The 21,201-nt window shown below is 62.9% G+C and carries 11 protein-coding genes; 5 read left to right on the top strand and 6 right to left on the bottom strand.

Annotation, left to right across the window (positions count from 1 at the left end):
• Positions 1-91: 91 nt before the first annotated feature.
• The 3 genes from BFN03_RS02015 to BFN03_RS02025 form a co-directional block, all read right to left on the bottom strand.
• Positions 92-733, bottom strand: a complete 642-nt coding sequence (locus BFN03_RS02015) for a hypothetical protein (RefSeq protein ID WP_157109544.1) — start codon at positions 731-733, stop codon at positions 92-94.
• Positions 730-2,487, bottom strand: a complete 1,758-nt coding sequence (locus BFN03_RS02020) for a multicopper oxidase family protein (RefSeq protein WP_198163352.1) — start codon at positions 2,485-2,487, stop codon at positions 730-732. The genes BFN03_RS02015 and BFN03_RS02020 overlap by 4 nt, the downstream gene beginning before the upstream one ends.
• A gap of 540 nt (positions 2,488-3,027) precedes the next feature.
• Complete coding sequence (locus BFN03_RS02025) at positions 3,028-3,489, bottom strand: hypothetical protein (RefSeq protein WP_070377604.1); 462 nt, start codon at positions 3,487-3,489, stop codon at positions 3,028-3,030.
• A gap of 320 nt (positions 3,490-3,809) precedes the next feature.
• Between BFN03_RS02025 and BFN03_RS02030 the strand changes: the two genes are divergently transcribed.
• A complete protein-coding gene (locus BFN03_RS02030; RefSeq protein ID WP_157109546.1) occupies positions 3,810-4,604 on the top strand; it encodes a DUF11 domain-containing protein in 795 nt (264 codons plus the stop codon).
• 103 nt (positions 4,605-4,707) lie between these two features.
• Here the strand turns inward: BFN03_RS02030 and BFN03_RS02035 are convergent, their stop codons facing one another.
• From BFN03_RS02035 to BFN03_RS02045, 3 genes are all read right to left on the bottom strand, one after another.
• A complete protein-coding gene (locus BFN03_RS02035; protein WP_070377606.1) occupies positions 4,708-6,369 on the bottom strand; it encodes a class I adenylate-forming enzyme family protein in 1,662 nt (553 codons plus the stop codon).
• A gap of 175 nt (positions 6,370-6,544) precedes the next feature.
• The gene (locus BFN03_RS02040) at positions 6,545-7,414 is read right to left on the bottom strand and encodes a class II glutamine amidotransferase (RefSeq protein ID WP_070377607.1); all 870 of its coding nucleotides are present in this window, start codon (positions 7,412-7,414) and stop codon (positions 6,545-6,547) included.
• 38 nt (positions 7,415-7,452) lie between these two features.
• On the bottom strand, positions 7,453-8,181 hold the full coding sequence (locus BFN03_RS02045) for a flavodoxin family protein (protein ID WP_070377608.1): 729 nt from the start codon (positions 8,179-8,181) through the stop codon (positions 7,453-7,455).
• A 623-nt stretch (positions 8,182-8,804) separates the two neighbouring features.
• Here BFN03_RS02045 and BFN03_RS02050 point away from each other — a divergent pair.
• From BFN03_RS02050 to BFN03_RS02065, 4 genes are all read left to right on the top strand, one after another.
• Entirely contained in the window at positions 8,805-17,954 is a 9,150-nt protein-coding gene (locus BFN03_RS02050; protein WP_070377609.1) for a non-ribosomal peptide synthetase, read from the top strand.
• 303 nt (positions 17,955-18,257) lie between these two features.
• A complete protein-coding gene (locus BFN03_RS02055; RefSeq protein ID WP_070380534.1) occupies positions 18,258-18,605 on the top strand; it encodes a YciI family protein in 348 nt (115 codons plus the stop codon).
• 6 nt (positions 18,606-18,611) lie between these two features.
• Positions 18,612-19,877, top strand: a complete 1,266-nt coding sequence (locus tag BFN03_RS02060) for an RNA polymerase sigma factor (RefSeq protein ID WP_070377610.1) — start codon at positions 18,612-18,614, stop codon at positions 19,875-19,877.
• A gap of 272 nt (positions 19,878-20,149) precedes the next feature.
• On the top strand, positions 20,150-20,962 hold the full coding sequence (locus BFN03_RS02065; protein WP_070377611.1) for a hypothetical protein: 813 nt from the start codon (positions 20,150-20,152) through the stop codon (positions 20,960-20,962).
• Positions 20,963-21,201 lie beyond the last annotated feature (239 nt).

Consider the following 21,201-nt stretch of genomic DNA (forward strand, 5'->3'; position numbering starts at 1 on the left):
CCGGAATGGTCCGTGGTGCTGGATCGTTCGATGAGCTTTCTCCTTGGATCCGTATCTGGTGTCGATCTCGAGGAGGTGCCGGATAGCCGCCTCAATCGCCCCCGAGGTAGATCAGCTCCCATCGTGGCGTTCCAAACGCCTGGACGAGCAGTTTCGAACCCACTGTTGCCGAACCGATGTTTCCGATATGCGGACGGACTCCGCTATAGGTTCCCAGCCATCCTTGCCCCTCATCGGGGCAACGCATCCGCAGCGTCAAGACCTCTCCGTCGTCGAGCCTGTGGCGACTGACGAATTCGCCGCCGGAGAGCATTTGAAACACCTCGTCGACACCCTTGCCGGTGGGTGCGACGTTCACGTGGAATCTGTCGAACCTGCTGTAGTCGACGCCTTCCTGCACCTGATGTAACTGGGGGTAGCCGTAGCCCTCATTGGTGACGAATGTGGTGATCGAACCTCCCCCAGGGACCTCAGGCGTACGCCCGGCTTGGGCGACGATCTCTAGTAACCGGTCCATCGGAAGCAAGAAGTGCTCTTTGACGCGCTCGACTCCTGCCTCGTCGAGCAGGGGTTTGGCGAGGAGAGCGCGTGTAGCCGCGTCTCGATTCCGCAGATCGAGTGGCCACACACCGACGCCGATCTTCCGTAGTTCCGAGTTGATGTCCGAGAGCGTTTCAGGTTCGGCTCGGCGATCGGAGAATGTCAGCGATAGTCCCTTTTCCATGTTCATCACGAATTCGGGGTTACCTGGAATTTGCGCATCATGTCGTAGTCCTCATGGGTGATGATGTGACAGTGCCATACAAAGATCCCAGGACGATCGAAATGGGCGACGAGACGGGTGACCTGTCCGGCCAGCGCTAGAGCAGTGTCTTTTCGGCCTTGCTCGTTGGGCTGAGGCGGGACGGGATCGCCCTTCAGACCGTGAAAATCGAGGGTAGCGCCCTGGAATGTGCGGTTGGGGTCGTCCATCAATTGCTGGGTCCTATTGACGAGATCACCATCGAACTCCTGGCGATCGACCACTTCGAACTGCACCTGATGAATATGCATCGGGTGTGCCGACCCGGTGGTGTTGTAGATTTCCCAAATCTCGGTGGAATTCTCAGGGACGACTTCGGTAATTTCGTCCATATAGAACAGTGATCCCGCTTCCATAGTGCCCATCAGAACCAGAGTCCTGTCCACGTCGTCGTGCAGATTGAACAGCACGAGTTGCCTGACCGTCTCCGGATTGTCTCGGGGGAGCAGTTGGAGCGGCTCGCGTAGCGATACCGCCGGTGCGAAATTGACGGCCTGGATGCCTGATTGCGGACCCACCTCATCGATGTCAAATCGCATGACCAGACCGGTTGATTCGGGATCTGCGATAGTGGCAAGACCGCCCATGCCATCTGTTATTACCCGGTTGCCGCCTTCGTTGTAGACAAGTTTCATGGAATTTTCGGGGTCAGCAGGATCAACGTACCCGCGGAACGGCAATTCAGGGCCAAGATTCTTGAGGATGATCTGCTGCCCGGCGCAATCGGTGAAGTCGACGACTATATCCATCCGCTCTGCCGGAGCTACTACCAGTTGGGTGAGTCGAACGGGGGAATTCAAAAATCCGCCGTCGGAGCCGATTTGGAACATGTCCATTCCGTTGTCGAACTCGAGGACGTAGCTACGGGAGCTGGAGCCGTTGAGCAGCCGCAGACGGTACTTGTTCGGTTCCAGTTCGACTTTCGGCCACGCCATCCCGTTGACCAGGATGTGGGTTCCAAAGAATTCATCGAGCACTGTCGGGTCCGGCCAGTCGTCGGCGATCTCTTTCTCGGTGATCGGGTTTATCGGCTCCCCGTGGCGTCCAGGGTAGTAAAGGTTTCCCTCGTCATCGAATAGTGCATCATGAATAACTATTTCGATCATGTGATCATCATCAGGGATGATCGAGCCTTCGATGAGACGGTCTTCATTCTCATCCTTGATGAGATACATTCCAGCTAGTCCGGCGTAAACATTGAGGCGAGTCATTCCTACCGTATGATCGTGATACCACAATCCGGCAGCTTCCTGCGTATTGTCGTATAGATACGCGGGCTTATCCCAGTCTGGACCGGTCGATTGATAATCTTGCGTGTACCACGCGTCCGGATTGCCGTCACTTTCTGCCTCCGTGTGGCCCCCGTGTAAGTGGATGACAACCGGCTTTTGCTCGATGAATTCTGCCGTTGCATTGGGGAGATGGGGCGTATGCAGTGTCAAATCTATCGGCAGAATATAGGGCTTGTCATTGGGCAACTGATTCTGCCATTCGACCTGAACATCTTCGTTCGACCGGACAATGATTGTGGGTCCGGGTGATGTCACCTGGCCTTGGTGTTCGAATCCGTAAACGGTCGTTGTCATTTCACTGCCGTCGGATGCGCGAAGCCCAAGCCACTGTCGGGTCTCCCTGATCGGTACCGTGAGGGCCGCCCCCGCTTCAGCATAAATTCTTGCCGGCATCGGAAGCAGATTACTGAACTTTTCCTGTGTCGCCGGATCCAATAGCGTTATGTGCGTTGCGGTATGACCCTCTTCTGTCTGGTTGGTCGATGTACTGCATCCCGCAATGGCGAGGGCCCCGGTCGCGACTGTTCCCTTCAAGAATGTCCGCCGTCCCACCATCGGATTTGCGGGCGTAAGTCCTGGTCGCTTTTTCATTGGCGGGTCTCCGAACATGCGAGGGACGCGAATCACTGCCGAGTCTAAGTGTGATTGGTGTCATAGCATTTGTAGCAATCTGCCCGTGGATCGGAGTTCGTCCGATTCCGGGCGCAGCGATAGGGCCGCATCGCAGGGTGGTGGCGACGCCTCAGAGGTCAGGTACGGGCCGTGACCTGGCACATCTGTGCTGGGGTGGCGCAGATCTACACGGGCTGCGCACAGCGCGCCTGCCCAGCGAATTATCAGTGAGTTCTCAGCCGGACCGACCGACTATTCGTCGAGGATCGGGCCGGGGAATTCGAGCTGGAGCCAGCCTGGAAGCGGCTGGGGGTGTCTGCGTCAGATTCCGTAGAAGCTCCCGGAGGAGCCCCACGATCCGGTTCCCGACCCCTCAGTAACGGTGACGGTGGTTTGCTGAGTGGTTTCTCTACCAAGTTCCAGGGGTGGGGTGGTTCCCCACTGTTCGTCCGAAAGGACCCCCAACGGACCACCCTTGCAGCCCCACTCCACTGTGTACCGACCGGGGTCAACTGTGGCGCGCAGCTCGACCTCTTGTCCCTCCAGCACGACGTCCGGGCCGACGAAGGCGACGGGAACGAGCTTGTCGACGGGTGTGACCCACATGGTGCAGATCACCGCACCGAGGGCGTCATACAGAGCCGCCATGACCACCTCTCCCGCTGTCCCTGAGATGTCGACAGTGAGGTCGTCGGGAGCCGCGGATACAGCGGGTGCAGAAAGGAGTGTCAGGCCTGTGGCGGCTGCGGCAACTCCTGCAGATCGAGCGAGCGAGGTCTTCATTGGCGCATTCCTCCGGACGTCTGGGTTCCCGGTTGTCATGAGGCAAGACCGTTCGTGGCGAGTATTCCACCTAGCGCCTGGATTCATCGGGAGGCAAGACGCGGGGCTGGTGAACCGAGTGTTCCGGTGCGTCATCGACGTCGATACAGGGTCTGCGACGAAGTGAATCTTCGTTCCCGTCACTGGTCGCGCCCTACTGTCGGGTAGGAGTGGATTGGACAACGGGAGTCGACGATGTTCCAAATGAGGATGAGACAGGCTACGCTCTTGCCTTGATCGTCGGCAAAGCCGGTCGATTTCATCATCGAATGGGAGCATGCATGTCTCGAAAGTTATGGCAGAGTTCCGTGGCGGGCGTCGCGATGAGTGCGATGGTGCTCGCCGGCGGACTCTGGGGGGCCGGAGTCGCAGCGGCTGATGAGAGCACGGCAGATACTGCGGCAGACACTGCTGCGGCAGGAGGAACCGGGTCCGCAGGAGGTGCGGCCGAAGAGGATCCCGACTACCCCTCCGCGAACACCGTCACGGCTGGTGACATCAAGATCACCAGGAGTGTTGTGGGCTCCGATGCGATAAAGGCAGGTGAAGAAGTCACCTTCCGTACCCAGATCAGGACGACGGGCGAGCCGGCCACCGTCCTGCAGATCACCGAAATGTTCCCCGAGGGCTTCCAGTACGTGGACGGCACCGCACGGGTGCGGTCGGCGCCCCTCGAAGGCGGCAGCCAGGAATGGGACGACGACATCATGCCGTTCACGGATGCCGACGCCAACGCCCTGGAAGTGCCGACTGATGGGTGGCCGCTGACGAGCAACGGTGAGGGCGTGACCTACGAGGCCACGTACCTGGTCCCGGATGACGCTTCCGGGGGGGATCTGTTCGAGAGCAAGGCCACCGTCACACTCGACATCGACCCGGACGAGGAGAATGTCGACGAGGTCAACGAGACCGTCTCAGGCGTCTGGGTGGAGGTCGGTCGACGGAGTGCCGCAGACGTGATGCAGACCGGTTCGGCGACTCTCGGCTTTGACGGCGACACCGGATCGGTCGTTCTCGACGACCCGGCTGAGTTCGTCAGCGAAGTCGTTGTCAAGATTATCGACAGCCAGAGCTGATTTCGAGCACCACGTCGAAATCTGTCGCGGGCGCCTTCACACAGGATGTGTGAGGGCGCCCGCGCTCTAGATCGACCCAATCGTGTGCAGGTTCAATGCGAGGTCAGACCATGATGTCGCGGCGGATCATCTTTCCGGTGGCGTTGCGGGGCAGCGGGTCGGTGGTGATCCGCCACCGCGACGGCACCTTGAAGTACGACAGACGCTCGGCGACGTAGTCGCGCAGTTCGTCTTCCGTCGTCGTGGCATCCGCTCGCAGCACCACTAGCGCGGACACTTCCTGCCCCAAATCCTTGTGAGGCGTCCCGATCACGGCGCACTCGAGCACACTGGGGTGCTCGTCGAGGCACTGCTCCACCTCGACGGGATACACATTCTCACCGCCGCGCAGGATGAGATCCGACCTACGTCCGACCAGGCGCAGCCGGCCGTGCTCGACGACGCCGCAGTCGCCGGTTCGCAACCACCGTCCGGGAGCGATCGCCGCGTCGGTCGCCGCCTCGTCTCCCCAATAGCCGAGCATGACGTATGGGCTGCGCACACAGATCTCACCTTCGGTGCCATCGGGTACTCGCTCACCGTGCGGATCCCGGATCTCCATACTGACGGTGATGATCGGGCGCCCGAGTGTGTCGGGGATTTGTTCGAGTTCTTGCGGGGTCGCGACGGCGATCGCGGTACAACTCTCAGTCAGCCCGTAACTGTCCGCCAGCGAGGTTCGGGCGAAGGGTGCCTTCTCACGTAGCCGTTCCTTGAACGCCGGCGACGAGGGCGCCGAGGCCAGCGCGAACGACGTGAGCGAAGACAGGTCGTACTTGTCGAGGTCCGAGTGCTCGATGAGACGTGAGGCCATAGTGGGGACCGCACCCCAGTTGGTGACACGCTCCCTCTCGACGAGTCCGAGCACCGCGTCCACGTCGAATCCGCCCTGGTGCATGACGACTGCGCCACCGGTCGCCAGTCGCGGAATCACCAGATTGTGCAGGCTCGCAATGTGGAAGAGCGGGGATGTCAGTAGATAGCGCAGTTCACTCGGTACGGACGGGTCGACGGGTCTTCCAGTGAATTCGCCGGCCAGGGCATCGCTGAAGCGGTGGTAGTCGACGACGGCCAGGATGTTTCGTTGCGAGTGCAGGGCACCCTTGGGCCTACCGCTCGTGCCGCTCGTGTAGAGGATTACGGCGGGATCGTCCTCGTCGACTTCCGTCTGCGGCATTGTGGCTCCCGCGTAACGGGAGAAGATCTGAGGAAGATCTCCTTCCATATTGAGGACCGGGATATCGGTGCCGACGGAGGCGAGAGACTTGGCACCGTCTGCGTCTGCGATCACCACCGTGGGGCTGCTGTGCCCCAGCGCGTACTCGACTTCCCGCGGCACCCACCAGGCGTTCAGCCCGACGCTGATGGCACCTAGCATTTGAGTGGCCCAGAATGTGATCACCCACTCGGGCGCGTTCGCGGCGAGAATTGCGACTCGATCGCCCTTTCGGACTCCGTAGTCGTCGCGTAACGACGTCGCCAATGCAGCGACGGCCGCCGCGTGTTCGGTGTAGGAGAGTCGACGGTCCGTCGTCACGAGGTAGTCCCGCTCGCCCCACTGGAGCGAAGCAGTGAGGAGTTCACCTACCGACCGTCCTCGGTTCTTCATCACCGGCATCTGGGCACCGAGTACAGACTCTTCGACGATCTCGAACCGTCCGCCGGGACCGGTGAGGCGGGAAATCACTTGATTGAGGTATTGCTGCGGATCTGTTGGGACAGTCATCGGCCGACCTTTCGTCCTCGCGCACTTGTGATCGGTACACGATGGCACGCCGCGACGCGTTCCCGTGGCATATTGACGCTCATCGCGAAGGGCCCGAGATTCCCTTCGCCGAAGGTCCCAGTTGGTCAGTCAGGTTGCACCGGTGTGACATTGGGCGGTGAAAGCCAAGGGAACTCTACTGCTGCGCCTGAGCCGCTGCCGCCCGTGCACCCAGATCGTCGAGGCAGATCTGATGGCGCGGCGGGCGGTCGACAATCACCTCCCGGCTCGTACCGAGTTCACGATCGACGTGTAGGAGTTCACCCGACCGCAGGGGCGTCCACCCAGGGTCTTCGTCCATCTGCTCACTTGCGACCACCACCGATGGGTATTCGGCGAGATGTTCGGCCCGCGCACGAATTCTGCCGGTTGCGCTCGCGTGTTGAAGGTGCCGGCCGCCGCTTGGACCGCCGGCCCGACGTTCGAGGACCAGAAGGTCGTGAGTGTCCGGGTAGCGCAGCGCCCACAGGCTGTCAGGGGTGGTCAGGACGAAGTTGAGGGCGTAGATCGGCTGGTTGTCGGCCAGCCACCGGACCCCCGCGGTGATACCTGCCGTCACGTCGCCCCGGCATATGTCGATGTGGCGGGTGATGAGTGCGAAAACGCGCTCGGAGTCGGTGTCGCCGTGGACGAGGCCGAGGTCCGGCCCCAGTTCGGACTCGAGTCGGGGTAGGTCCTCGACCACGCCGTTGTGAGCGAAGAGACGACCACGCTGAGTGAAGGGATGCGTGTTCTGCGGAAGCAGGTCACCCGTCGTCGCAAACCGGATGTGAGCGATGAACGTCGCCGAGTACCGGTGCTTCGCCTCCTCCGCAAACTCCCTGTCCCCGTATGCGGCGAGCGGTTGCTTCTCGACTACCGGGGTTCCGTCCGCAGCGTATGTCCCGAGCCCCGTTCCGTCCGGGTCGCGCCGACTTTGCTGCAGGAGGCTGTCCGGTGCGTCGAGCAACCAGAAGGACGCGCGGACGCGGTGTGGGGAGGCGGACAGCCCGAACAAGCGGCACACAGGTTCTCCCGTCGACTGGCCAGTGGTTCCGGGACGGCTCAGCGGTAGTCAGGATTGGCGAAGTCTGGGCGGCACCCGGCTTCCCATTCCGAACGCTGATTTCCATACGCGGGAAAGCCGCCCGCACTCTTGAGCATCGCCGCGGTATGCATCAGGTTGTACGTCATGAACGTGGTGTTGCGATTGGTGAAGTCGTTCTCCGGGCCGCCGGATCCTTCATCGAGATAGGACGGTCCCGGGCCCGCCTCGCCGATCCACCCGGCATCTGCCTGCGGGGGGATCACATATCCGAGATGTTGGAGGCTGTAGAGAATGTTCATCGCACAGTGCTTGACGCCGTCCTCGTTGCCGGTGATGAGGCATCCACCTGCTCGGCCGTAGTAGGCGTACTGGCCCCGGTCGTTGAGAAGTGAAGAACAAGCGTAGAGCCGTTCGATCACCAGTTTGGTGACGGAGGCATTGTCGCCCAGCCAGATCGGTCCGGCCAGCACCAGGATGTCGGCGTCCAGGACGCGTCGATACAACTGGGGCCATTCATCACTCGGCCAGCCGTGTTCGGTCATGTCCGGGTATACGCCGGTCGCGATGTCGTGATCGACGGCCCGGATCTGATCGACGGTGACGCCTTCCTTCTCCATCACACCGACGCTGCGGTCGATCAGCCCCTGGGTGTTGCTCACCTCCGGAGATCGCTTCAAGGTGCAGTTGATGAACAGGGCGCGCAGACCGCTGAAGTGGTGTGCGTTTTCCGGCGATGAAGTAGTCATCGGCTTCTCCCATGAAGTGGGTCTCGAATCAGATGAGTTCCTTCGATCCACGATAGGCCGCGGCAGCTCATCGGGGGAGAGAAGCTCTCCTAGTCAGGTTGAGCTGACCATCTCGATCCCGGACGAATTTGCTCGAGTGGGTCTAGAACGGCCATTGCCTTCGCTGCACCCGAGGGGGTGGGTACGCACTGAGTCCAGCTCTCGATGTGCCTGTGCACCAATTTCTTTGAGGATCCAGGAATCGACTTTCGCACGTACGGGCCCGATTCTGTGCTTTCGGGAACGCTGTGCATCGCAGCAGCAGGCCACTGTCTCTGGAGCAGCTCGCACTATCGCGCAGCATCGTCAGCCACTAGAATCCGATCCCGTTGCGATCACGCACGAGCGCCCCGAGCGGGCGTGATCGACTGAGCAGGAACCAAGATCACGCGCATTCACAATGGCGTCGCATGTCAATGAGGCTAGTTGGTAGGCTCTATTACACCCGGCCTGGAAACTATCCAGCTTGGCTACGGGGTATGCAGGTGTAGATCCTCGCACGAGTAAATCAGGCGGTACTGGGTCCGCCGGGGTACTGCCCAGGTTCCCAGGCTTGCGGACACATAGCGGTGGGGAACAAATCAGTGTCATCGTCGGACGATCTCGATTTCAGCTACGCCCAGTGTGGACTGTCGAACGTTGACATTCCGACGCAGTCGGGTCTGTTCCCTCTTTCTGCTGCTCAACGCGGTATCTGGTTCGCCCAGCATCTCCTCGATGATGTTCCGATCGCGATTTCACAGTACGTGGAGTTCACCGATCTAGATCTCGACGTCGACCTATTGGTAGAGAGCGCGCTCATCGCGACACGCGAACTCGGAACCGGCATGCTGAGGATCGTCGAGAGAGATGGTGAACCGTTCCAGTTGATCGACGAGTCGCTCAGCCCCGAGTGGGTTCATCGCGACTTTCGGTCCGAAGGAGATCCATGCGCGGCCGCCCACGCGTGGATGCGGGCCGAATACAGCACACCGATCGACCTGCTGAGCGATCGGCTGATCTGCTCCGCAACGCTCCGCCTTGCCGACAACCACTACTACTTGTACTCGCGAATCCACCACATCGCGCTCGACGGCTTCGGCGCAATGACGTTCATGAACCGGACGGCGGAGTTGTATGCGGCAAGGGTAGAAGGACGCGATCCGGCGAGGTTCCGGGCTAATTCACTCCGTGAAATCGTCGAGGACGAGCATCGATACCGCACATCCAACAGATTCGAGAAGGATCGCCAGTATTGGTCCGAGCGTAGCCACAACTTCCCGGATCCGATCAGTCTTGCAGGATGGTCGGCATCCCCCAGACTGCCTGCCCGGGTTGTCAGCGCACCATTTCCGCGCGCTACGGAAGTTTCTGTGCAGCGGCTACTGTCCCGGCGACCGGGTTCGATGTTCGCTACCGTGGCGGTGGCCGCGGTGGCGGCGTTCTTGTCCCGACTTACCGGCGAGGACGATGTCGTGCTGAGTCTGCCGGTCTCGGCCCGCACGACCGCGAGACTGCGCAACTCCGGCGGCATGGTCGCCAACGTGGTGCCGATCCGTCTACCGGTACGGGGCGAAACAACGGTTGCCGACCTGATGCGGTCTGCGCAACTCGAGTTGACGGGCGCGCTGCGCCACCAGCGGTACCGGCACGAGGACATTCGGCGAGACGCCGGGATCGTCGGTGGCCATCGGGGCCTCTTCGGTCCGTCGATCAACATCATGCTGTTCGAGAACGAGTTTCGAGTCGGTGACTCGGTCGGCCGCTTCAACGTGCTAGGTACCGGTCCCGTCGAGGATCTGACCGTGAATCTGTACCCCAGCATCACGGGTCAGGTGGCGCAGATCGACTTCGAGGCCAATCCGAATCTGTACACCGAGGAGCAGTTGGGTGGACACCACACGCGATTCCTCCAATTCCTGGCCGTCTTCGCTGACGCGCCGGCCCATCGCCGGATCGGCGACCTCGCGATCCTGAATGAGGATGAGGTCGCGCACCTGGTCCCTGCGTGCGGCCCGGAGCGTGAACCGGTGCGTCTGCTGCCCGATCTGCTGGCCGAAGGTGTGGCTGCTGCCCCGGACGGTATCGCGATCCGTGCATCGGGTACGGAGATCACCTACCAGGATCTCGTGGCCCGTTCCAACCGCTTGGCACGGTTGTTCATCGCGCATGGTGTCGGCCCGGAGACCTATGTAGCGTTGTGCCTGCCACGATCGGCGGAGTCGTTGGTCGCGTTCTGGGCTGTCGCCAAGGCGGGCGCCGCCTTCGTGCCGATCGACCCGAGTCTGCCGACCGATCTGGTCGCGCACATGCTCACCGATTCGGGTGCGCTCGTGGGTATCACCCTGGATGAGCTGGTCGTGGATCTTCCCGACACCACACACTGGATCACGCTCGACGCCGAAGCGACTATCCGGCAGTGTGCGGGTCTGACGGACGCGCAGATCACGGATGCGGAGCGCACTTCGGTTCTGCGACCGGACAACACGGCGTACATGATCTACTCGTCGGGTCCGACCGGTGTCCCGAAAGGCGTCCCGGTCACACATGCCGGGCTGGCGGATTTCGGGGCCGCCGCCCGCTCGGAACTCGGTGTCACCGCTCAATCGCGGGTGTTGTGCTTCTCGTCGGCGAGCTTCGATGCCTCCGTGTTCGAGATGATCCCGGCGTTCAGTGCCGGTGCCACCATGGTCGTTGCCCCACCGGAAGTGCGCGGCGGGAACGAACTGAATGACGTCTTGCGAAAGGAGATGGTGACACACATCATTTCGGCTCCTGCGGCGCTCGACACCATCGACCCGCGGACACTCGAACATCTCGAGACGGTGGTGGTGTGCGGGGGTGTGTGCACATCAGACCTCGTTGACCGGTTCGGCACGGCGTGCAGGTTCATCAACAGCTACGGGCCCACCGAAACGACGATCGTCGCGACCGTCGGCGAGCTGTCGCGGGGTAGCCCGATTGCCGTCGGCGGGCCCCTCCAGGGCATGAGAGCCGTTGTCTTGGACCGCAGGCTGCAGCCGGTCCCGGCGGGGGTCGTCGGAGAACTCTACCTGGCCGGGCTGGGCCTGGCGCGCGGGTATCACGACCATCGGGGGTTGACGGCGGAGCGGTTCGTGGCCAACCCATTCGGGGAACCGGGGCAGCGTTTTTATCGTACTGGTGACGAGGTGCGTTGGGTCCGTTCGCCCGGCCCCGAGGGATATTCTCTCGAGCTCATCGGCCGATCCGACTATTGGGCGGATGTGTTGGCGGGGTTGCCGGATGTGTTGGGGTTGCCGGCGGATCGGCCGCGGCCTGCGGTGCGGTCGGGTGCTGGGGGCAGTGTGGAGTTCGTGGTGTCGGCGGCCACGGCGGGGCGGGTGCGGTCGTGGACGCGGGAGCGGGGGGCAACCCCGTTCATGGTGGTGCATGCGGCGTTGTCGGTGGTGTTGGCGAAGCTCAGTGGCAGCACCGATATCGCGGTGGGATCGGCGGTCGCGGGTCGGGGTGAGGCGGCGCTCGATCATCTGGTGGGGATGTTCGTGAACACGTTGGTGCTGCGGGTCGAGTGTGATCCGGATCTGTCGTTCACCGAGTTGGTTGATTCCGTGCGGGAGCGGGACCTCGAGGCGTTCGCGCATGCGGATGTGCCGTTCGAGGCTCTGGTGGAGAAGTTGAACCCGACACGGTCGCAGTCGTTCTCGCCGTTGTTTCAAGTGATGTTGGCGTTCCGGAATTACACCCCGTCGCAGGTGGAGTTGCCAGGTTCGACGATCGCGCCGGTCGGAGTGGATCGGGTGGCGGCGCCGTTCGATCTGTCGATGTCGGTTGGTGAGACGGCCGACGGCGGGTATGAGGGGACGCTCGAGTACGCGACCGACATTTTCGATGCGGCGACGGCGGAGCAGATCGCGGAGCGGTTCGTACGGGTGCTCGAGGCGGTTCTCGACGATCCATCGATTCTGGTGGGGGATGTTTCGGTCCTCGACGCCTCCGAGCGGGCGTTGGTTCTCGATACCTGGAACGACACCGACCACCCAGTGCCGGAGGGGTTACTACTGGACAGGTTCGCCGAGCAGGTGGTGCGGTCTCCGGATGGGGCGGCGGTGGTGTTCGAAGGTGAGTCGCTGACGTATGCGCAGTTCGATGCTCGGGTGAATCGGTGGGCGCGGTATTTGATCGGTGTCGGGGTGGGTCCGGAGTCGTTGGTGGCGGTCGGGATGCGCCGGTCACTGGAGATGGTGATCGCTCTGTACGCGGTAGTCGAGGCCGGTGGCGGGTATGTGCCGATCGACCCCGACCAACCTCGCGAACGCAATGACGACGTACTCGAGACGGCGGATCCGGTATTGGTGCTGACCACTGCGGCCGATCGTGGTGTTCTTCCGGTGGGGTTGGAGATTGTCGAGGTTGACAACCTGGATGTGTCGGGGTATTCGTCTGCGCCGGTGACGGATACGGATCGGCGTGCTCCGTTGCGTCCGGAGAATATGGCGTACATGATCTTCACGTCGGGGTCGACCGGGCGTCCGAAGGGGGTGGCGGTCAGTCACCGCGCGATCGTCAATCAGTTGTCGTGGATGGTTTCCGAATACGCCTTCACCGACTCGGATGTGGTGGTGTCGAAGATTCCGGTGACCTTCGATGCTTCTTTGTTGGAGTTGTTCCTGCCGTTGACTGTCGGCGCCCGGTTGGTCATCGCCCGGCCGGACGGGCATCGTGATCCGGAATACCTGCTGGCGCTGATCGCGGATGCCGGTGCCACGGTGGCGGCGTTCGTGCCGTCGATGCTGGCGACGTTGCTGGCGGATCCCACCGTACGGATACCTGCCTCGTTGCGACTGGTGTATGTCGGCGGCGAGGAATTGCCGGTGGATCTGTTCGGGCGGCTGGCGGCGAAGTCGGAGGCACGGCTGGACAACATGTACGGGCCGACCGAGGCCGCGGTCACCGTGACGTCCTACCGGTGTGACGACCAGGACGTGGTCACCGTGCCGGTCGGTGCCCCGGTGTGGAACACCCATACGTATGTGCTCGATGCCCGTTTGCACCCGGTGGCTGTCGGGGTGGTGGGGGAGTTGTATCTGGGTGGGGTCCAGTTGGCCCGCGGGTATCAGGGCAGGGCGGATTTGACGGCGGAGCGATTCGTGGCGAATCCGTTCGGTGATCGGGGCACACGGTTGTATCGCACCGGGGACCTGGTGCGGTGGAATCGGGAGGGGAATCTCGAGTTCTTGGGGCGCACAGATTTTCAGGTGAAGGTGCGGGGTCTGCGGATCGAGTTGGGGGAGATCGAGTCGGCACTGGTGGCCGAGGATGCGGTCTCGCAGGCCGCAGCGGCGGTACACGAAAATGACCTCGGCCAGCAGCTCGTGGGGTATGTGGTGCCTGAAAGCGGCCGCTCGGTGGACAAGGAGGCGGTGCGGGAAGCCGTCGGGCGATCGCTGCCCGCGTACATGGTTCCCGCGGTCCTGATGGTCGTCGACGAGTTTCCGTTGACCGCCAGCGAGAAGGTGGATCGGAAAGCGTTACCTGAGCCGCAGTGGAAGTCCCGCGAGTTCCGGGCGCCGACGAGCCTGGTTCAAGAGACCGTTGCGGAGATTTTTGCCGAGGTCCTCGGTGTCGAGCGGGTCGGGCTCGATGACGACTTCTTCGCCCTCGGTGGCAATTCGTTGATCGCGACCCGGGTGATCGCCCGGTTGGGTGCGGCGCTCGATGCCCGGGTGCCGATGCGGGTGATTTTCGAGGCGTCGACGGTGGAGGCGTTGGCGCTACGGGTCGAGCGGCATGCCGGTGAGGGTGGGCGTCCGGTACTCGAGGCGAGTCCACGGCCAGATCGAGTGCCGTTGTCGTTGGCGCAGCAGCGGATGTGGTTTTTGAACCAGTTCGACCCGGAGTCGGCGGTGTACAACATTCCGGTAGTGATCCGATTGTCGGGTGAGTTGGATGTGGCGGCCTTGGATGCCGCGGTGGCCGATGTACTCGTTCGGCACGAGGCGTTGCGGACGGTGTTCCCGGATTCGGAACAGGGGCCGCTGCAGGTGGTGGTACCGGTCTCGCAGGTGCCGGTGGATCTGACGCCGGTCCTGGTGACTACGGAGGAGGCCGATGAGCGGATCGCAGAGTTGGTGGGTTTCGGGTTCGATGTGACCGCTGAGGTACCGGTGCGGGGGGCTTTGTTGCGGGTCTCGGAGTCCGAGCACGTGCTGGCCATGGTGGCGCACCATATTTGCACCGACGGGGTGTCGACCGCGCCGATGGCCCGGGATGTGATGGTGGCGTATGCGGCCCGTCATGCCGGACACGAGCCGGGGTGGGCTCCGTTGCCGGTGCAGTACGCCGACTACACACTCTGGCAGCGGGAGCTTCTCGGGTCGGAGGATGATCCGGAATCGCTGGCCGGCCAGCAGATCGACTACTGGACGGGTGCGTTGGCGGGGTTGCCGGATGTGTTGGCTTTGCCGACGGATCGGCCGCGCCCTGCAGTGCGGTCGGGCGGTGGTGGTTGTGTCGAGTTCGAGGTGTCGGCGGCCACGGTGGCGCGGGTGCAGGCGTGGGCGCAGGAGCGAGGGGTAACCCCGTTCATAATGCTCCATGCCGTGCTGTCGGTGGTGTTGGCGAAGCTCAGTGGCAGCACCGATATCGCGGTGGGGTCGGCCGTCGCGGGTCGGGGTGAGGCGGCGCTCGATGACCTGGTCGGGATGTTCGTGAACACGTTGGTGTTACGGGTCGAGTGTGATCCGGATCTGTCGTTCACCGAGTTGGTTGATTCCGTGCGGGAGCGGGACCTCGAGGCGTTCGCGCATGCGGATGTGCCGTTCGAGGCTCTGGTGGAGAAGTTGAATCCGACGCGGTCGCAGTCGTTCTCGCCGTTGTTTCAGGTGATGTTGGCGTTCCGGAATTACACCCCGTCGCAGGTGGAGTTGACGGGGTTGACGGTGTCGCCGGTTCAGGTGGAGTGGACGGCGGCGCCGTTCGATTTGTCGATGACTTTCGGTGAGGCGGCCGACGGCGGGTACGAGGGGTCGTTGGTGTATGCGACGGACATCTTCGATGCCGGCACGGTGGCGGGGATCGGGGAGCGGTTTGTGCGGGTGCTCGAGGCGGTTCTCGACGATCCATCGGTTCTGGTGGGGGATGTGTCAGTCCTCGACGCCTCCGAGCGGGCGTTGGTTCTCGATACCTGGAACGACACCGACCACCCAGTGCCGGAGAGGTTACTACTGGACAGGTTCGCCGAGCAGGTGGTGCGGTCTCCGGATGCGGCGGCGGTGGTGTTCGAAGGGCAGTCGCTGACGTATGCGCAGTTCGATGCTCGGGTGAATCGGTTGGCGCGGTACTTGATCGGTGTCGGGGTGGGTCCGGAGTCATTGGTGGCGGTCGGGATGCGCCCTTCGCTGGAATTGATGGTTGGAATTTATGCGGTGCTGCGGGCGGGCGGGGCGTATGTGCCGATCGACCCCGACCAGCCCCGCGAACGCAACGACTATGTGCTCGATACCGCGGCACCGGTGTGCGTGTTGTCGACGTCCCAGGACGGATTCGCCGAGTCCGCGGACGGTGTGGTCAACATCGACGAGGTGGATGTATCGGGGTATTCCCCTGCGGTGGTGGCGGGGTCCGAGCTGCTCGGGCCGGTGCGGCCGGAGAACACGGCATATGTGATTTTTACGTCGGGGTCGACCGGGCGTCCGAAGGGGGTGGCGGTCAGTCACCGCGCGATCGCCAATCAGTTGTCGTGGATCGTCTCCGAATACGGTGTGGGCGACTCCGATGTGGTGGTATCGAAGATTCCGGCGACCTTCGATGCTTCTCTCTTGGAGTTGTGCTTGCCTTTGGCTGTCGGCGCCCGGCTGGTGATCGCCCGGCCGGATGGGCATCGTGATTCGGAATACCTGCTGTCGCTGATCGCGGACAGGGGTGTAACCGCGGCGGTGTTCGTGCCGTCGATGCTGGCGATGCTGCTGACTGATCCCGAGGTGCAGTTTCCCGATTCGTTGCGGTTGGTGTATGTCGGCGGGGAGGAATTGCCGGCGGAGTTGTTCGGGCGGCTGGCGGCGAAGTCGGATGCACGTCTGGACAACATGTACGGGCCGACCGAGGCCGCAGTCACCGTGACGTCCTACCTGTGTGACGACCGGGACGTGGTCACCGTGCCGATCGGTGGCCCGGTGTGGAACACCCATACGTATGTGCTCGATGCTCGTTTGCACCCGGTGGCTGTCGGGGTGGCGGGGGAGTTGTATCTGGGTGGGGTCCAGTTGGCCCGCGGGTATCAGGGCAGGGCGGATCTGACGGCGGAGCGGTTCGTGGCAGATCCGTTCGGTGCGCCGGGCGCACGGTTGTATCGCACCGGGGATCTGGTGCGGTGGAATCGGGAGGGGAATCTCGAGTTCTTGGGGCGCACAGATTTTCAGATGAAGGTGCGGGGTCTGCGGATCGAGTTGGGGGAGATCGAGTCGGCACTGGTGACACAGGAAACGGTCACGCAAGCGGTGGTGATCGTGCACGAGAGCAACCTCGGCGAGCACCTGGTCGGGTATGTGATGCCGGAGAGCGGCCGCTCGGTGGACACCGAGGCGCTGCGCGAGGCGATCGGGCGGTCCCTGCCCGCGTACATGGTTCCCGCGCTCCTGATGCTTGTCGACGAGTTCCCATTGCGCCCGAGCGGAAAGGTGGATCGAAATGCGTTGCCGGTGCCGGTGTGGGCGCCTCGGGAGTTCCGTGCGCCGACGACTCCGGTTCAAGAGATCGTTGCGGAGACTTATGCCGAGGTGCTCGGTGTGGAGCGGGTCGGGCTCGATGATGACTTCTTCGCCCTCGGTGGCAATTCATTGATCGCGACGCGGGTGACGGCTCGGTTGGGAAGTGAACTGAACACGACCGTACCGGTGCAATGGTTGTTCTCGGATCCGACTGTGGAAGCACTGGCCACTCGCATCCTGGCCGGTGTCGAGGGCACGGCACAGGAGGGCTTCGGTCCGGTGCTTCCCATCCGGGAGGCAGGTGCGGCGACACCGCTGTTCTGTATACACCCGATTGTCGGATTGTCTTGGTGCTACTCGGGTCTAGCCCAGCACCTCGACGGAGACATGCCGATCTACGGAGTCCAGAGTCCTGCGATCGTCGACGATAGCTTCGCGCCCGATTCGCTCGAGGAACTCGCGGAGCGGTACACCAACGAGATCCGTGCGGTTCAGCCGGCCGGTCCGTATCGGTTGCTCGGCTGGTCGTTGGGCGGCGTCATTGCGCATGCGATGGCGATCCAACTTCAGGCAATGGGCGAGCGAGTGGAGCTGCTGGCCATGATGGACAGCTTCGTCGGCTCGACCGAGGAGAAGGACGGATCTCTGGAGAGCATCACCGTGAGCGAATTGCTTGGCGGATTCGGTGGAGACCAGGGCGCAGCCGGCTCTACCCTCTCGGACCTGAGTGTCGAAGCCGTCACCACCGAAATGGCTGGGTTGACTGGGCAATCCGTCGAACGAGCCGAACAGGTTGTGGGGCGGCTCCTCTCGACGGCGGAACGCAACTCCCGGTTGATGTTGGAATATTGCCCGGAACGCTTCGAGGGCGACATCGTGTTCTTCACCGCAATGGCTGACGATGACACCGGGTCCCGGGCCGTACGGGAATGGGACGGGGCCGTGACCGGACAGGTACACAACCACCCGGTGCCGACGACGCACTGGCGGATGACTGCCCCCGGCGCATTGGCCGTCGCCTGCCCGATCTTGAGCGATGCCATGGGCGACGGGAAACGGCCGGGATAAATCGTGGATAGCGCTCCTCCGGGAGCAGTGGTCGTGTCGCCCGCATCTTGCTCCACAAGCGCCCACGCGACCGGAAAGATCCTCCTAGACTCGCATCCGTGGAGCAGCCAGAGGCGGAATTCCGAGTGCGATCCCCTCGTGTACCACGGAAAGGCCAAGGCCCGTACCGCTCGCGGTCTCGTCATCGCGGCCGAGAGTTTTCCCGGGCGAGAATTTTCGCCGACCCTGTCCATTCGCGGCCTTCTAGTTCGTCGTCATGGTGTACCGCAACTGGCACGAGAAACTCCTGAGGAGGAGACGACCATGAAGTACATGCTGCTGATCAACGCCGAGTCCACCGCCAACACGTGTGATGGCCCCACGATGGAGGAGTGGAGGGTCTATGACAAGGAGGTCATGGACGCCGGGATCTTCGTCTCGGGGGAGGGGCTGGCCGATCTGACCACGGCCACCAGCATTCAGGTGGGGCCGGACGGCGAACGCACCGTCACCACCGACGGGCCGTTCGCCGAGACCCGCGAGGTGCTGGGCGGCTTCTACGTCATCGACGTGCCCAACCTCGACGTCGCACTCGACTGGGCGGCGCGGTGCCCCGGAGCGCGCGACGGCGGCCGGATCGTGATCCGCCCAGTCGAAGAGTTCGAGAACTGACATCGGATGGCTGCGGTGGGCAGCGGCCGCGGACCCGACGCGGAGGCATCCGTCGAGGCGGTCTTCCGAGAGGAACGCGGCCGACTGCTCGCCGCCCTGGTCAGCCGGTTCGGCGACCTCGACCTGGCTGAGGAGGTGACGTCGGAGGCGATCGAGGCGGCTCTACGGCACTGGCCGGTGGACGGAGTGCCGTCCAAGCCCGGCGCCTGGCTTCTGACCACCGCGCGTCGCCGGGCCGTCGATCGACTGCGCCGGGACCAGGTGCTCGCGGCGCGGATAGCGGCCTTGCAGGTGGAGGCGGATCGCGCCGACCCCGCACCGCCTGCGGATATTGGTGGCGACCTCCCCGACGAACGTCTACAGCTGTTCTTCACGTGCGCGCACCCGGCGCTGTCGGCGGAGGACCGTACCGCCCTCACCCTGCGCTGCCTCGCCGACCTCACGACACCCGAGGTGGCGCGTGCGTTCCTCGTGTCACCGGCCACCATGGCGAAACGAATAGTGCGGGCCAAGAAGAGGATTCGGACGAACCGCATTCCGTTCCGGGTGCCGGGCGCGGACGAACTCCCACAGCGCCTGTCCGGTGTCCTGCAAGTCCTGTACTCGATCTTCACCGAGGGGTACGCCGCCAGCGGTGGGCCACGGCTTCAACGCCTCGACGTCGCCGAGGAAGCGATCCGTCTGACGCGGGTCCTGTATCGGCTCCTGCCCGACGAACGCGAGGTCGCCGGCCTCCTGGCGCTCATGCTGCTCGTCCATGCCCGCCGCGGCGCCCGCACCGCCCCTGGCGGCGGATTGGTGCTGCTGAATGATCAAGATCGCACCGAGTGGGACCATCCGATGATCGAGGAGGGGAGCGCGCTGGTGCTGGTCGCCCTCACCGGCGGCCCACCCGGGGCCTACGGAGTGCAGGCTGCGATCGCGGCGCTGCACGATGAGGCGACCGACGTCGCGAGCACCGACTGGCCGCAGATTGTGGCCCTGTACGACGTCCTGCTGAAAATAGCGCCGTCGCCGATCGTGATGCTCAATCGAGCGGTCGCGATCGCGATGCGTGACGGCCCCGAGGCCGGTCTCGAACTCCTCGACGACCTCGGCGACAACCCGCTGCTGCACTCGCACCATCCCTATCCAGCGGCACGGGCGGAACTACTACGCCGCCTCGGGCGCAATGGGGAAGCCGCCGATGCCTACCGGCGCGCGCTCGAGCTGGTCGGAACCGAGCCCGAGCGTGAGTATCTGCGGCAACGACTCGGCGAGGCCGAGCGGTAATGCCGTAGGCCCCGGCGTAGTGACGGTCGAATGTCCAATCTCGAGTGAGCGGTGATCGGCTGGGCGCAAAGACAATTCGTGGATGTACTGCCACCCATCGTGAGAACATCTTCGGCCCCGGCGAATGCCGTAGGAGAAAGTGATTGAAGATCAGCAAATTTCGTCGAATATTGCCAATACTGCAACACGTTCTTGATTGCGGTGGCAGAGTGTGAATCGTTTTGTCCAACCAACACTCGACGTCTGTCTGTAAGTCGGGTCTAAGGAGTGCTATGTCAGTGCAGTACCTGCGGCGTTGCGCCGTGCCCGTCACATCTGTCGCTATGGCCACGGGCCTGATGTTGATCGGCAGTCCCGCCAATGCGGCGCCGAACACCACCTCGTTCAAGAATGCGTGCCAGGCAGATTCGTTGTTAACGGTGCACAAGGTTGCGGATACCTCGATGAATGTCGATGCACCGGAATCGGTGGTGGCGGGTGAGACCTTCACCTACCGCATTCAGCCGGGCGGTACATTCTTCCCGGATCGAGACTCGGGCGCGTCCACCACAAATATCTCGCGGTTGAAGGTGGACTATGAGATTCCTGCCAACACCACCTTCGTGAGTGCGGAAGTGGTGCCGGGATCAGGTATCAACCTCGACGGTGTCGAGCCGAGCGTGCTGCGCGTAGGCGAGGATGGCAACCCTGATGCTGCAGGCAACATTCTGCGCCTGTCGGGTGGTAACGAGACGATCGCCAACGGCCCGTCCTCGAGCATAGACAGCGAGGGAGGCATCCGAGCTCCCAAGTTGCAGCAGAACCTTGACGGCACCGTGAACGACAACGGCGACAGCTGGTATCAGCTTCCCGCCGTTGACGTCACCGTGACGGCAGGCGATGACGGCGTCATCACGCCGCAGGTTCGGACCTCGGGTAACGCAGCGAATTACAACGCGGACGAGAACTACTACACCTTCCTGCCGAAGGCCCAGTTCTTCGGCGTGCAGTGGGCACCCTCGCGTTGCACACCCAGGGATGACCAGGATGCGCCGCTCAACGCTGGTGCGGGGCCGCTCGCGACGATCAGCGTCGTGAGTGACTAGGCGGATACGGTTCCCGCAACACAGTGAGAGTTGACGTTCTGCTCGAGCGCCCTGTCGTGACTGATCGTGGTTGCGGCAGGGCGCCGTGTTGTCTCCGCGCTCGACAGCGGTGATCTCGACGGGGAACCAAGAGCCGCGCTCACGCGCTCTAGTGGCACACTCGACGAAGTCACCTTCTCGGAATCGATGACGTCGACGGGCTGCGGTCGTGCCCTACCGAGACCGGTGGCCCACAGCCA

The organism is Rhodococcus sp. WMMA185 (genome assembly GCF_001767395.1).
GTDB lineage: Bacteria > Actinomycetota > Actinomycetes > Mycobacteriales > Mycobacteriaceae > Rhodococcus_F.